This window comes from Staphylococcus sp. McC-251-APC-3A2, assembly GCF_009695665.1.
GTDB lineage: Bacteria > Bacillota > Bacilli > Staphylococcales > Staphylococcaceae > Staphylococcus > Staphylococcus cohnii.
Map to the genome: position 1 here is coordinate 366,043 of NZ_VUNO01000002.1, position 13,442 is coordinate 379,484.

The following is a 13,442-nucleotide window of genomic DNA, read 5'->3' on the forward strand; positions in this document are numbered from 1 at the left end:
TTATCTTAAGGGTGAAAGGAATTAAAGATACTTTAGGAGGATGGACATGAGCAAACCTGTAAAGCTAACTGTTTCACTTTATCTCATTATTGTTGCACTCATAACTTGTGGTTATTTAATCATGATTTTAGTAGGTAGCTTCCAAGGTAATGATATGCGTGGTGCAGTACTTGATACAGATAATACAAGACATATTGAAAATGTAGATGAGACCAACAATACTTCAAAACCTTCTGAACCATCTACACAAGAAAACCGCTCTATCCCTAAACATTTGCAATCAAAACACGTGGCTCAACCAACAATCAATCAATATAACACTATAAAAACATGGTCTTTAGATAATGACGCATCTAAAAACCATGTTTAATTTTTTGTCACCTATTTTTGACAATTTGTTCAAAATCTAGTTATTATGTATTTTTTACAAAGGGGTATAATTTCAAAGCGTCTGAATTTTCAGATATAATAAAGATATTAGTTTTCTTATTATATCTGAAATGAGGTTTTTATTATGAGTAAATTTACTGATCAAGAAAAAATTCAAATATTAGAAGACTTGATTAGCATTAAATCAGTTAATGACAATGAAATCGAAGTTTGTGAATATCTGCAAAAGTTATTAGCAGAACATGACATAAAATCCGACATCATTAAAATTAACGACAGTCGCGCAAATTTAGTTGCTGAAATCGGTAAAGATGGTCCAGTATTAGGTATCTCCGGTCATATGGATGTTGTCTCTGCGGGCGATGAAAGTAAATGGACGTATGATCCATTCAAACTTACTGAAGTTGATGGTAAACTTTACGGACGTGGCTCAGCTGATATGAAATCAGGTTTAGCAGCATTAGTAATCAGTATGATAGATATTCATGATCAAAACTTATTACAACACGGAAAAATTCGTTTACTAGCAACTGCTGGTGAAGAAATTGTAGGTGAAGGCGCAAAAGCTTTTCAAGATAAAGGATATATGAATGATGTTGATGCACTAGTGATTGCTGAACCTTCTCAAGATCGAATTATTTATGCACATAAAGGATCAATGGATATTCGCGTCACTTCTCGTGGCAAGGCTTCACACAGTTCTATGCCTCAACTTGGTTTCAATGCAATTTCACCATTAGTAAAATTTGTTTATAAAGCTGATGAAGGCTTTGAAAAATTCACTAAAAGTAATGATTTATTAGGCAATGCAATTATGAATGCCACAATTTTCAACGGTGGTAATCAGGTGAATTCCATTCCTGAACATGCTGAGTCTGAATTTAATATTCGTACGATTCCTGAGCATGATAACGAACAGTTCATCTCATATTTCAACGAAATCTTAAAACAAGTCGAAACTGAACAAACGGATATCGATATTGACACATACATGTCTAGACCACCTGTTTATACTACAGGACAAAACCAATTAGCTGAACTTGCTGTTGAAATGGGAGAAAAATATTTAAATACTACATTACCAACTGAAGCTTCACCTGGTGTTACCGACGCGTCTGATTTACTAGTAGACAAAGATGAAAACTTTTCATTTATCATGTATGGCCCTGGGGCTGTAAGCCAAGCACACCAAGTAGATGAACACGTGGAAAAAGATATATATCTGACATTTGTTGATTTATTTACAGATTTCTTCTCTACTTACTTAAATAATTCAAACGAAGTATGATTGTAAATCGATTATAAATACCATTTTGATAAAATAGTATAAAATCAAATGAGCATGGGACATAAAGTTCTTGGACAAGTGAAAAAAGACAATTTCTATTGAAATAATATAGAAATTGTCTTTTTCATTATTATTTTGATTATAGTTAGCTCGTTGATCTACTACTTTCTTATATCAAGTGCCATTAATACAACGCCAAGTTCGCTTTTGACGCGTTTGTTTTCCTAACCTATACTACATTTTTCGTGTTCAATAATGTGACGTATTTTGGGGAGACTCTTGAGGGAACAGGGCAGTCTGAAACTGTCCCCAAAGAAAGCGAGCCAACAATACGAAATATTGCATAAAAAAGAAGCACTCAGATGAATTGAATTAAATCATCTGAGTGCTATTTTTCTGAAATTTATGTTCCAGACTCTCTATCGCGTTAAAACATGATTATATCAGTCTATAATTTTTTTCAACTTATTGATAAATTGTGCTCTTTCAGGAATTGGGAAGATAGGATGAATATGAAATAGCTTGTATCCTGGGATAAAGTTATGATGAATACCTTGAGCATTTAACACTTGCGATAATTTAACCGCGTCAGGATAAAGCGTTTCTTTTATACCAATTGAAATGGTTATTTTTCCTAATCCATTGAATGATCCGTAAATTGGCGAAACTCTCCAATCCGTTAATGACAGTTCACCAGCCCATAGACTAATTAAATATTTACTGCCCTCAACACCTAACATGGGATCAATTTTTTCATAATTGTAAACTTCAGGATGACTAAATGTACCATCCAGTACTGGTGAAATCATCACAATATCACTTGGCTGTGACATATTCACTGTTTTTAAATACTGTGCAAAAGATAATGTAATTTGGCCTCCAGCCGAATCGCCCATGATAACAACACGCTCTGAACTCACCTTTTGTTCTAATTCACGTCTATAAATCTCTTCTAGTAATTCAAAAGTTTCCTTATATGTTGCATGTGGAATTTTAGGATATATTGGCATTATTACTTTTGCATCAAAGGCTGTTGCCAACATATCTATATATTCAAAATGATATGGCAGTGGATCTTGGAACCACGCTCCACCGTGAATGTATATCACTACTTTTTGTTGACGATCTTCTTTATCATTCACAATATAATTGGTTACATTGTGAATTTTTTTAGTATAAACAGCATTGTCAAAGTTATAATTCGTACCTTCGTACTCGCCTTGTGTTTGTTCTTTAACAAATTCAAGCGCTTTTTGTGCGTTTGCTTTCTTTTCAAATGGTTGTTTCATCTTTGTTGCTCTAATCATTATTTCATACAAAAAGCTTTTATAACTACGTTTTTCTAAAAGCTTGGCGTATAAATATGAAGCTATCACACTAACACTTGCAATGGTTAATATTCTTTTTAGCATTTCATATTACCTCCAATGAACAATTACTTCGTGACTTGGTTAGTATCAACAATAAACTAAACTATATATTGTGCTCCATCCATAAGTTTAATAAACACTTAAACATTAACACCTCACACAAGCCTACCATGCTCAAATATGTTGTGTGACTAGTGCGCTTCACACATCAAAATATAGCAAATAATCCTTTTAAGAAAATGCTATAAAACGCCTTTTGGATACAATTCTCCAAAACTAGAGCGAAGTTGAATTATCGTTAACTCATTTTATTAATATGTATTGTACATTTCATTACGAAATGATGTAATGTTAATTTGTATTAAGTTAGCTCTCGAGTATAGCTGAATCTATTGAAAATGATTGATTTATCATCATTGACATATATAATTCATCATAAAAATGATGGTCCATATAAATAGATTCATGTTTGATACCTTCAATTTTGAATCCTAATTTCTCATAAAATTTAACTGCCGGAGTATTAGTTGTAATGACAGTTAATTCTAGTCTTCTTAACCCTTTACGCTCAGCCCATTTTATTGTTTCTTGAAACATCTTTGTTGCTAACCCTTGATGGTGTTTTTCATTTATCACACCGGTCACAATATAACCGATATGCTTAATTTTCGCTAATCTACTAATATGTACAGATAAATATCCTAGAATGTCATTTTCATCAGTTTTAACACCAATATAGAAATTGTGTTTAATATCATCAACAAGTCTATCTTTATTAAAACTTCTTTCATCAGGTAAATAGAGCATGTATTGTGTCTCTTGATCAATCTTTTTCATGCAAGTATACAGCGCTTCAGCTTCATTCGGACATATTCTTTCTATGCGCATAAATACTCCTCCTCAATTCAATAGATTAATCTTATCATACATTATTTTTATTATATATGATACTTGTGATTTAATTTACCTCATTTTTATTTTAGACAATTTACTTTTAATTATAAGGTTTTTAAATTGAAACATCCTATTATTAGTATTACTTTTATGTTAATAAACTAACAACAGGATGTCTAATTACTTATAATGCACAACTATTTCATATTCATTTATGATTTTAAACTTTCATACATTATGGATAATTGGTGTTCTATTTGTTGCATATCAATAAATCTACCTTGACGATGCATTTCTTTACCGTTGAGAAAGATCAAATCAACTGGTACTGTAAAGATAGATAATTCACCAGCTATTTCTTCTACATTACTTTGATTAACCACACCTAATGGTATGTCTGGGAATTCACGCAACATGTCCTCAATTTGCGGCAATACCGCATGACAAACACTGCAATTATCTCTCATTACATGAATGACTACGAGCGGATGTTTGTTAATAAATGAATGATATTCATCCATGGAACTTAATGTTTGAGTCATATAGAACACCCTCCTTAATTATAAAGTGTTTAATATTATGCACCATATATAGTATACTTCGCAATTTATATGCTTTTGACTACAAAATGTGTACGTAATCATCATATCTAAATATATTTACAAATCATTATTGAAATTTGGCAGTAATCGTTGAATACGTGTTCTAGTTTCCTCTGTATAACCTTGTAGTCCACCTGTATGAATAAACAAAATTGTTTGTTGATCATCATATTTTCCTTCTTGAATTTCTTTAACCATACCTCTAAAAGCTTTTCCTGTGTAGGTTGGATCTAAAACAATACCTTCTTGTTGTGCAATATCAATATAAAATGCTAATTCTTCATCTGTTGCTTGTGCATAACCTAATCCAATATAACTATCATTAATGGTAATTGTATCGAATGTATCTATGTTTTCATCTAAATGATTAATGATTGTTTGCACTTTATTTTTAAAGGCTGCTGCACTTTCATTGACTGCATAACCAATTATCTTTGTCGGTAGGTTGTGACTGTGTTTACCAAACCATAAACCTGCATATGTGCCACCTGAGCCTACAGCTACATTAATAGAGTCAAAATGACAACCTAATTCAGCCTCTTGTTCTATAACCTCTTCAAAAGCATTGATATAACCATGCGTACCTATCCAATCTGATGCGCCAGTTGGTATCATAAAAGGTGTTTTGTTTTTACTTTCTAGTGTATGGCTCAATTGTGCCATCGCTATTTCTCGAGACTGATCGTCGTCAATCACATGTACATGTGCACCAAGCATAGCATCTAAGAATAAATTACCTTCAAAAGATTTCATTGTACCTTCTAACACGAGATGACATTCAATTTGATATTTTGCGCATAGTGCTGCTGTTGCTCTGGCATGATTAGATGTGATTGCACCTGTTGTAATAATCGTATCATAGCCATGATCAATTATATATTGTATCGTATACTCTAACTTTCTTACTTTATTCCCTGATATTTCAGTGCCAGTATAATCATCTCTTTTAATATAAATTTCTTTGCCTAAACGTTTACTTAAGTGTTCTAACTTATGAATAGGCGTGGGTAAGTTGGCGACATCTAACTTTCTATTTAACATTATTTTTAACCTCCTGCGTCAATATTTCTTACACGTCCGGAATAAATACACTTGCCTCGCTATCTCTAGGATAATAATAACCATTTGGTATCGTTTGCAACTCAATTAAACTTCCCCATGGAGTTTTAACATATACCGTACGATTACCAGCTGTATCTTCATATTTTGTATTACTGTGAGGTTCAGAGATAGGTTCTCCCCCAGCTTGTTTGATTTTATTAAGCGATGCTTCAAAGTCGTCCACGTAAAATGAAATATGTGTATAACCTATGTCTTGTAAATTTACTGCGCTTTTTTGATTTGCATATACAAATTCAAACATCTCTATATTAGGGCCATCATTGAACACCATCATTCTCTTTTTAACAATTTCAGCGCCATTCTCCAATCCCAATACATGTTCAACAAATTGGCCACCTCTAGGTTCATCCATTTTAGTTTGGCTATCATAAGCAATACGACCATCTAAAGCCTCTTTAAAGAAAGCCGTTGCTATTTCAATATCAGGTACAGTTAAACCAATATGATTAATACCTCTAGCCATCAAGTCGTAATCCTCCTTATATATCCTTTTCGTCTGTTTCATATCATAGCTAATATCAGTCAATACAATAAGTTTACTAACAATTGCTTGTGACTTGGACACACCGGATACTGTTAAGCATGTGCTATACAGGCAATCAATCTAGCATTTAATGACTTTCAGCCAAGTCAAAATGATTTTTCAATAAAATATATCGATTCATATCTTGATAATTTTCACCATCATACATGTCCTGAATATCAGTTGCGACAAAATGAAAACCTGCATTTTTAGCAACTTTATTACTAGCAATATTTCTTACGTCTGCAATAATCGTAAGTTTATTCAATTCTAAAATTTCAAATGCATAATGACATATAAACACAACACTTTCCGTCGCAATTCGCTTACCTGTATATCCTTTCGCCATCCAATAACCTATTTCTGCTTTTTTATTTTTTAAATCGATTTTATGTAAATCTATTGTGCCAATCAATTCATCTTCATAATAGATTAGAAATAATTGACCTTTACTTTCAGCTTGATGTTGTATCATCATTTTTAAATATGATTTTTCCGCATCTACAGTGAGATCTTCAGTAATGAAATCTAAAAATCGTGATAAATGCGTAAAATTTTCTTGAATGGTTTCAAATAATGATTCAGCCATTTTAAGATCTGGTGGTCTTAATGAAACGTTCGGCAGTATTTCTATAAACGGTCTATATTGCATTGTCTCACCTTCTTTAATTATGTCTTATATCATATCTTATTTGTAATTTCTGAATATTTCAACATTTTAATGATTAGACATAAAAAATAGGAGTGCCTCAGATATCTAATTAATACTTTAATATCTGAGACTACTCCTAATAACATGAAGTTCAAGTTAGCTAAATGACTTAGCAAATTATTACTTAATAACCTATTATTAAGGCAATAGACATACCAATACAACATATGATTACCCATACTAAAATTAATTTCCAAGCAAATTTAAGCCACTGAGTATAAGATATCTTTCCAACAGCTAAAGCACCCATTAAAATTGCAGAAGTTGGAAATAAGACATTACTGATTGAATCTCCATATTGAAACGCAAGTACAGTAATTTGTCTATTGATATGTAATAAGTCAGAGATTGGTACCATTAATGGCATAGTAGTTAATGCTTGTCCAGAACCTGATGGTATAAAGAAATTCAAAAAGAATTGTAAGATAAACATCGCGATGATAACTGCCGAGGAAGGTACATCTGTAAGCAAGGTTGTCATACCATGTACGATGGTATCTATTACTTGGCCATTTTCTAAAATGACAATAATACCTTTAGCAAAGCCAACAATCATTGCGCCAAACAAAATATCTTTCATACCTTCTATCATGGCTTCAAATGTACCGTTGACGCCCAATCCTCCTATGACACCTGCAAGTAAACCTGCCAATAAGAAGTTAGCACTCATCTCGTTAAAGGACCAACCATAATTAAAAATACCAAACACATTTAATACGATCGCTGCAACAATGAGTAGTAAACCAACTTTCTGTCGCTTCGTAAAACGTGGCGTATCCATCGCTTCCGTAGATTGTCCTTCAACTTTTTCCAGTTCGTATACAATACTTTTCGACATATCTTGTTTCACTTTACGTGCATATATCATCACTGTTGTAATAGCTGCCAACAAGATAAAGATATAAATAATCGAACGCAACCCCCAACCTGAAAATAATGGTAACTCCGCTACAGATTGTGCAACACCTACAGTAAATGGGTTTAACATACCACCAATAAAGCCACTTGCTGCTCCAAGTATAACCATTGCTGCTCCAGTCAACGCATCATATCCTAATGTTCTCGCTATAATAATTCCAATAGGAACAAAGATAATCGTTTCTTCTGCTAATCCAATTGAAAAACCTAATATAGAAAATATCGTCATAGTCAATGGAATCATTAGTACTTTATAAGATCCTAATGTGTTCATTGCTTTATTCACACCATTTTCAAATGCGCCTGTTTTATGGACAATACCAAATGCGCCACCCACTAAGAAAATGTAAAATACAATTTCAGCGCCACTCTGTAATCCTTCTGGAATTGCTCGAAATATATCAAAAAACGAAACGCCATGTTGTGACACTTCTTGATATGAACCAGATATAACTAATGTTTGTCCATCTTTTTTTTCACGTGCATATTCCCCAGCTGGTATTAAATATGTAAGTAAACTTGCCACAACAATGATAAATAATAACAATGCATATGTATGTGGTGTTTTAAATGTTATCTTTTTAAAAATTGATTTGAACATTTTAAATATCCCCCATTAAATGGTTTTTAATTGAAAAAAATCATAATCTAAAAAATAACCTGATCAATCAATTTAATAAATTACTGTTATAATAATACACTTTATAGATATTATGCTGAATTTTCAATCTATTTTTAAATATCTTTAACTAAATCATAAAATATTATGATTTTAAACGTGCATAGCTTGCCTGAGATATGATTCGAGCCTGTAGTCTCTCGTTCATATCTTTTCCCTAGGCGTCAGCACGTTACAAAATCACGATGGGAGATATTTAGTACAAATGAAAAATATTTTGACTTAAATCCATTCAAGCTAATCATTTCATGTTGCAGCTATTTTATATCTTTTAAAATATTATGATTTTAAACGTGCATGCTTGCCTGAGATATGATTCGAGTCTGTAGTCTCTCGCTCATATCATTCCTCTAGATTTCAGCACACTATGACATCATTTTAATTTATTAGGTTTCGATTCAAGACGAACGTGATGCAAAACTTCACAAAGCAAAGAAAACGCCAATTTCTATAATATTTCAATAGAAATTGGCGTTTATTTTTAGTCAGAGAAATTAAAGTCTCTAATTTTTTACTTATATCAACTTAGAAGAAACGTTTAACAGCTGTTGACATTGGAGGAATTTCATCTAAATCTAATTTTTTATCTTCAGTAATAGATCTGTATGCCCATTTACCGTAATTAATTGCTTCGTCTTTAACAATTTTACCAGGTAATGGCGCAGCATTTGGATCAACATAAACGTTGACAATTGTTGGTCTATCTTGAGCCATTGCTTCTTCTACAACTTCATCAATTCTATTAGGATCTTTAAGCGTATAACCAACGCCACCGCAACTTTCCGCAAATTGTGCTAAGTCTATATCAGTGAAGTTGATTGCATATTCTAATTCACCAGCAGCTTGTTGTTCATATTTAATGAATGATAGTTCTTGGTTATTTAAAACAAATATAGTCATTGGTAAATCATATTGTACTGCTGTTGCAAAGTCTTGCATTACCATTTCAAACGCACCATCGCCTGCTATACCCACTACTTGACGGTTAGGGTAAGCACGTTTTGCTGCTAATGCACCTGGTAATGCACAGCCCATCGTACCTAACCAACTAGAAACGATGAATTTATTATTCACTGTTAGATCTAAATAACGTGTTGACCATACAGTAGATGTACCGACATCGATTGAGAAAATCGCGTCATCTGTTCTCACTTGGTTGATTGCATCCATTAGACGTTCTGGACGGATTGGTGAACTTTCATCTGCTTTATCTTTATCCATCCAAGAATCCCAAGTTGCTTTTCTTTCTAATGTTTTATTTAAGAAATCACGATTTTTCACGTGTTTGGCACTATCTGTTAATTGTTGCAATGCTAATTTACTATCACCAATTATACCTGCATTCACGTCGAAACGATGTCCAATATTTTCTGGATTTGTATCTATTTGAATTGCTTTGATATTTTTCTTAGGTAAATAGTCAACATAAGGATAGTTTGTACCTACCATTATTAGTAAATCAGCGTCTTGAATCGTTTGATAAGACACTTTAGTACCAATTTTACCTAAGTTACCCAAATTATATGGGTGAGCATCTGCTAAGATACCTTTAGCAGGTAAAGTAATGATTGACGGAATTTTAACCGCTTCAATAAATTCTTGCACTTCGTCTTTAGCATGTTTAGCACCAGTACCGATAATCATAACCGGACGTTTACTTTTATTAATAAGCTTAGTGGCTTTTTTAATGCTACGTGGTTTTGGTGCAACACGTGCTGGTGGTGCAGTGTCCATTGGTGTATTTGTTGTATCTTTCACTTTGTTTGTCAATAGGTTATTTGGCAGAATTAAGACTGCAACACCTTTTTTCTCATAAGCCGTACGGATTGCTTCATTAACAATGCCGAATATATCTTTATCATTCTCAGAGATTTGACGGTTATAAACAGCTACATCGTCTACCATTTTGCTAATATCTGTTTCTTGGAATGCTTTTGTTCCTAAAGCTGTACTATCTGTTTGTCCTGCTAAAATAAGTTGAGGAACATTATCCATTTTCGCATCATACATACCATTAAGTAAGTGAACGACACCTGGACCACCGATACTTAATGCAACTCCAATTTTACCAGTCAATTTTGTATGACTTGCAGCTGCTAAACTTGCTACTTCTTCATGACGTACATGAACAAATTCAATATTATCTCTTTCAGTTCTTAAACTATCTACTACCGCATCTATAGAATCTCCTGGGATACCATATAAGTGGTCTATCTCCCATGCTTGTAATGCTTTTACTAATGCTTCATTTGCTTTAATTTTTGCCATTGTAAAAATTGCTCCTTCCAAATTTTAACGATTTATTTTTACCCTAAAATAGTTAATACTGTGTTTTAACACTACGCTTAATATAAAAAGATTATGAGTATCGGGAGAACGATTGAACTTAATAATGCAGTCAAAATCATACCAATTGAACTAAACGCACCTGCTTCTAAATCAATATCAAGTGCTTGAGCTGTACCAAAAGCATGTGATGCGTTACCAAATGTTAAACCTTTTGCAATAGAAGTTTTAAATCTTCCAAATTTAATCAAATACGCACCTAAAATGCTCCCGATTAAACCAGTTGCTACGATAAATAACACTGCTATTGCATCCACACCACCCATTTGGTGAGATACTTGAATACCTACAGCAGCTGTAATTGATCTTGGTAACATCGTAACAATAACTTCTTTTGAATAACCAAACATTTTTAATATGACATAAACAAATGCAAAGTTCAAAATTACTGCTGTAATCACACTACTAAATATAATTTTACCATTAGCTAATATTTTATGACGATTTTGATATAGTGGATACGCTAATGTTACCACTGTACAATTCAACAGTTGGTGTATCCACTTTCCACCGACCATATATTGTTTATAATCTAAGTTAAATAACAATAATACAACGATAATTCCAATTGATGATATAAGTGCAGGGTTTAAAAATGGGCTCCGGTATTGAAACTGTAATTTTTTTGCTCCAACGTACATAAAAACTGTCAGTAGAATCATTAACAATGCTTTTAGAAGTACCATCTAATCTTGACCATTCCCGTATTGTTCAGCTTTAACCATTTTTTCAGCAATAAACCCTGAAATTAAAGCAACACAACATGTGCCTAGAACAATCATGATAAAGAATAAAATAAAATTAAAATTGATCATATTAGCGACATCCATAATACCTACGACAGATGGAACAAAGAAAAATACCATGGTAGCTAAGAAAAATTTAGAGCCTTCTTCTACCCATTTTGTTGGAATAATTTTAAATTGTAGTAATAAGAAAAATAATATTAATCCAACGATACTACCTGCAATCGGAATATCAAAAATCATTTGAATTTTATTACCAATAAAAGTAATACCCATAATAATTAATGCTTGAAACATAATTTTGATTATCTTTAGCACTACCTGCAATACTCATCACCCTTTTTATTACTTTTGAACTGCTGACTATTTTTAACTACTTTGTTGATTACATGACTAAGTATAACGCGCCATTAAATATAATAAAAATATTGTTTTTTCATAATACCAATTACTTTTTTCTATGAAAGCGATTTTACATATTCCAATTAGCTATAGTTAATAAAACAAATCAACTATTTTACTATGTGTCCTTTTCAAATGATTTCATAGCATAGCTTTTACAACTAAAAATAGTGGGAACAGGATTGGAATCAAAACATCCGTTTGATTGCGCAATCTACTCCCACCAATACCTAAAATTACTCTACGCTATGGTTGAAATTTCTATTATTAACACACAATTGATTCAATCGTTTTATTCAAATGTTGTTTCATTATCACATAATATGAATACTAACCTACGTCTTTATAAACGTTGTTTCATAAAATCTATCCATTGTCTGGTTGCATAACTTAAATATTTATCTCGTTTCCATATCACACCTAATTCCCAACTCATGCCTGGATCCTCAAGTGTTATATTTTTAAAGTCACTGTTTAATAATCCCACTATATTCTCTGGTAAAATACTTACACCTAAATGAGCATTTAAAAGATTTTCAATAAAGTTCCATTGTGAAATCTTGGATATTGTATTAGGTATATAACCTGCATTTTTTGCCGCTTCGATAATCTTATCATTCAAGTAAAAATCTTCATTAAAAAGTATAAAATCTTCGTCTTTTAGCATGCTCATTTTCACTTGTTGATATTGAGCAAGACGATGTTCTTTATTCAAAACTAATTTCAACTCTTCTTGATATAATGGCAAGGAATGGAAAATAGATTGGTCTACTGGTAATGTTGTAATTCCTATATCTATTTCATCATTAATTAATTGATGTTCAATCATTTTGCCACCGTTTTCCACTAAGTTATACGTTACATTAGGATACTGCTGATGGAATTCACCTAAAATATGAATAAACTTATTCATATTCATGACTGCAGACAAACCAATGCTAATATGACCTGTTTCTAAACCTAATAAACTATTAATTTCTTTAGGCAGATCTTTGTATAATGATAAGATTTCTTTACTTTTATGATAAAAAACTGAGCCAGCATCCGTTAGGACAAGTTGACGTTTGCTTCGATCAAACAATGGCATATTCAATTCTTTTTCAATGTCTTTAATTGCTTTACTTATCGTTGGCTGAGCGATATACAATGATTTAGATGCATTTGTCATACCTTGTTGGTTTACTACTTCTACAAAATACTTCATATGTTTAATATCCATATGCGTGCTCCTCTATACTTAACTTCAATGTGTATATCCTAGTATACGGTTATATACTATTTTTTCAATCTTTTTAGTTTATGCATTATTTAATGTATTGAAATGATTAGGACTATTGAAAAATCATCCTGATATGTATAATCAATTTCTATGCTCATTTTCACTATAAAAAAGAGAAACCAAATATCACACTTGATTTCTCCTCTTTTTATAGTAAATGATAGAATTTCA

At 32.2% G+C, this 13,442-nt stretch carries 13 protein-coding genes and 1 pseudogene; 2 read left to right on the forward strand and 12 right to left on the reverse strand.

What is annotated here, in order from left to right:
* Positions 1-46: 46 nt before the first annotated feature.
* Together FYJ81_RS06645 and FYJ81_RS06650 are read left to right on the forward strand one after the other, a co-directional pair.
* The gene (locus tag FYJ81_RS06645) at positions 47-370 is read left to right on the forward strand and encodes a hypothetical protein (protein ID WP_107384004.1); all 324 of its coding nucleotides are present in this window, start codon (positions 47-49) and stop codon (positions 368-370) included.
* A gap of 144 nt (positions 371-514) precedes the next feature.
* On the forward strand, positions 515-1,678 hold the full coding sequence (locus FYJ81_RS06650) for an ArgE/DapE family deacylase (RefSeq protein WP_107385993.1): 1,164 nt from the start codon (positions 515-517) through the stop codon (positions 1,676-1,678).
* Here the strand turns inward: FYJ81_RS06650 and FYJ81_RS13105 are convergent.
* The 12 genes and pseudogenes from FYJ81_RS13105 to cidR all read right to left on the reverse strand — a co-directional run.
* A pseudogene (locus tag FYJ81_RS13105) lies at positions 1,664-1,893 on the reverse strand (hypothetical protein); the annotation flags it as partial. The gene FYJ81_RS06650 and the pseudogene FYJ81_RS13105 sit on opposite strands and share 15 nt — an antisense overlap.
* Before the next feature lie 228 nt (positions 1,894-2,121).
* The gene (locus FYJ81_RS06655; protein WP_119535586.1) at positions 2,122-3,090 is read right to left on the reverse strand and encodes an alpha/beta hydrolase fold domain-containing protein; all 969 of its coding nucleotides are present in this window, start codon (positions 3,088-3,090) and stop codon (positions 2,122-2,124) included.
* Between the two features lie 324 nt (positions 3,091-3,414).
* Positions 3,415-3,936, reverse strand: coding sequence for a GNAT family N-acetyltransferase (locus FYJ81_RS06660; protein WP_107384001.1), 522 nt, complete (start codon positions 3,934-3,936; stop codon positions 3,415-3,417).
* 218 nt (positions 3,937-4,154) lie between these two features.
* A complete protein-coding gene (locus FYJ81_RS06665) occupies positions 4,155-4,484 on the reverse strand; it encodes a thioredoxin family protein (protein ID WP_107384000.1) in 330 nt (109 codons plus the stop codon).
* A 117-nt stretch (positions 4,485-4,601) separates the two neighbouring features.
* Positions 4,602-5,585 carry a D-cysteine desulfhydrase family protein gene (locus FYJ81_RS06670; protein ID WP_107383999.1) on the reverse strand — a complete coding sequence of 328 codons (984 nt, stop codon included), beginning with the start codon at positions 5,583-5,585 and terminating at the stop codon, positions 4,602-4,604.
* 28 nt (positions 5,586-5,613) lie between these two features.
* Positions 5,614-6,129, reverse strand: a complete 516-nt coding sequence (locus tag FYJ81_RS06675; protein ID WP_107385991.1) for a VOC family protein — start codon at positions 6,127-6,129, stop codon at positions 5,614-5,616.
* Between the two features lie 148 nt (positions 6,130-6,277).
* Positions 6,278-6,841, reverse strand: a complete 564-nt coding sequence (locus FYJ81_RS06680; protein ID WP_107383997.1) for a GNAT family N-acetyltransferase — start codon at positions 6,839-6,841, stop codon at positions 6,278-6,280.
* Between the two features lie 184 nt (positions 6,842-7,025).
* Positions 7,026-8,420 carry a YfcC family protein gene (locus FYJ81_RS06685; RefSeq protein ID WP_107505103.1) on the reverse strand — a complete coding sequence of 465 codons (1,395 nt, stop codon included), beginning with the start codon at positions 8,418-8,420 and terminating at the stop codon, positions 7,026-7,028.
* 603 nt (positions 8,421-9,023) lie between these two features.
* Positions 9,024-10,766: a pyruvate oxidase gene (locus FYJ81_RS06690; protein ID WP_154409491.1), complete on the reverse strand. Its 1,743-nt coding sequence runs from the start codon at positions 10,764-10,766 to the stop codon at positions 9,024-9,026.
* A 77-nt stretch (positions 10,767-10,843) separates the two neighbouring features.
* The gene (locus FYJ81_RS06695) at positions 10,844-11,530 is read right to left on the reverse strand and encodes an LrgB family protein (RefSeq protein WP_107383994.1); all 687 of its coding nucleotides are present in this window, start codon (positions 11,528-11,530) and stop codon (positions 10,844-10,846) included.
* Positions 11,531-11,917, reverse strand: coding sequence for a CidA/LrgA family protein (locus FYJ81_RS06700; RefSeq protein ID WP_154409492.1), 387 nt, complete (start codon positions 11,915-11,917; stop codon positions 11,531-11,533).
* A gap of 418 nt (positions 11,918-12,335) precedes the next feature.
* Positions 12,336-13,211, reverse strand: a complete 876-nt coding sequence (cidR, locus tag FYJ81_RS06705) for a cidABC operon transcriptional activator CidR (protein WP_107383993.1) — start codon at positions 13,209-13,211, stop codon at positions 12,336-12,338.
* Positions 13,212-13,442 lie beyond the last annotated feature (231 nt).

Bases quoted from the DNA above. Each gene is read 5' to 3' on its own strand.
- FYJ81_RS06645 (WP_107384004.1), top strand. From the start codon at position 47: ATGAGCAAACCTGTAAAGCTAACTGTTTCACTTTATCTCATTATTGTT.
- FYJ81_RS06650 (WP_107385993.1), top strand. From the start codon at position 515: ATGAGTAAATTTACTGATCAAGAAAAAATTCAAATATTAGAAGACTTG.
- FYJ81_RS06655 (WP_119535586.1), bottom strand. From the start codon at position 3,090: ATGCTAAAAAGAATATTAACCATTGCAAGTGTTAGTGTGATAGCTTCA.
- FYJ81_RS06660 (WP_107384001.1), bottom strand. From the start codon at position 3,936: ATGCGCATAGAAAGAATATGTCCGAATGAAGCTGAAGCGCTGTATACT.
- FYJ81_RS06665 (WP_107384000.1), bottom strand. From the start codon at position 4,484: ATGACTCAAACATTAAGTTCCATGGATGAATATCATTCATTTATTAAC.
- FYJ81_RS06670 (WP_107383999.1), bottom strand. From the start codon at position 5,585: ATGTTAAATAGAAAGTTAGATGTCGCCAACTTACCCACGCCTATTCAT.
- FYJ81_RS06675 (WP_107385991.1), bottom strand. From the start codon at position 6,129: ATGGCTAGAGGTATTAATCATATTGGTTTAACTGTACCTGATATTGAA.
- FYJ81_RS06680 (WP_107383997.1), bottom strand. From the start codon at position 6,841: ATGCAATATAGACCGTTTATAGAAATACTGCCGAACGTTTCATTAAGA.
- FYJ81_RS06685 (WP_107505103.1), bottom strand. From the start codon at position 8,420: ATGTTCAAATCAATTTTTAAAAAGATAACATTTAAAACACCACATACA.
- FYJ81_RS06690 (WP_154409491.1), bottom strand. From the start codon at position 10,766: ATGGCAAAAATTAAAGCAAATGAAGCATTAGTAAAAGCATTACAAGCA.
- FYJ81_RS06695 (WP_107383994.1), bottom strand. From the start codon at position 11,530: ATGGTACTTCTAAAAGCATTGTTAATGATTCTACTGACAGTTTTTATG.
- cidR (WP_107383993.1), bottom strand. From the start codon at position 13,211: ATGGATATTAAACATATGAAGTATTTTGTAGAAGTAGTAAACCAACAA.